The following is a 617-nucleotide window of genomic DNA, read 5'->3' on the forward strand; positions in this document are numbered from 1 at the left end:
GTATAAGAGACAGCCCCTGTCCGGGCCCCCGCCTAGGGCCTGCCGGGCAGCGGGGTGAGGACGCGGGTGCCGGCGGTCTCCCGGTAGATCATCGAGCTGCGGAAGCCGATCACCTCGCGGCGCGCGCTGAACCGGTCCATCAGGAAGGCGTGCAGGTGCTCGATGTCCGGCACCGCCACGTGCACCACGAAGTCGTCGTCACCCGAGACCACGTACACCGAGAGCACCTCGGGCAGCCGGGACAGATAGCTCTCGAAGCCCGTGATCACCTCCCGGCTCAACGGTCGCAGCCGCGCGAACACCAGCGCCTGGAGCGAGCGGCCGAGCGCGCGCGGTTCGACGGCCGCGTGGTAGCCGGTGATCACCCCGCGGGCCCGCAGCGCCCGCACCCGCTCCAGGCAGGTCGAGGGAGCGACGCCCACCAGGCGCGCCAGCTCCCGGTTGGTCAGCCGCGCGTCGCGCTGGAGATGAGTGAGGATCGCCGAATCTGTGTCGTCCATGGCCGTCATTCTGCCTCCCGCACCGAACGTCGTTCGGTGCATGGCCGCCGAACCCGTACCTGGGGCTAGATTCGCTCCCGTCCCACCGGATGCCGGAGAGGAAGCCCACCGCCATGA

General features: G+C 70.3%; 1 protein-coding gene. It reads right to left on the minus strand.

Features of this window, described 5'->3' with window-relative positions:
- Positions 1–32: 32 nt before the first annotated feature.
- Positions 33–500 (minus strand): Lrp/AsnC family transcriptional regulator, encoded by a 468-nt coding sequence (locus tag E1265_RS36645; protein ID WP_132935238.1) that lies wholly within the window; start codon positions 498–500, stop codon positions 33–35.
- Positions 501–617: the final 117 nt, after the last annotated feature.

It is taken from the genome of Streptomyces sp. 8K308, assembly GCF_004348315.1.
Lineage (GTDB): Bacteria > Actinomycetota > Actinomycetes > Streptomycetales > Streptomycetaceae > Streptomyces.

What these genes read in the sequence shown, in the direction of transcription:
- E1265_RS36645 (WP_132935238.1), bottom strand. Translation starts at nt 500, where the DNA reads ATGGACGACACAGATTCGGCGATCCTCACTCATCTCCAGCGCGACGCG.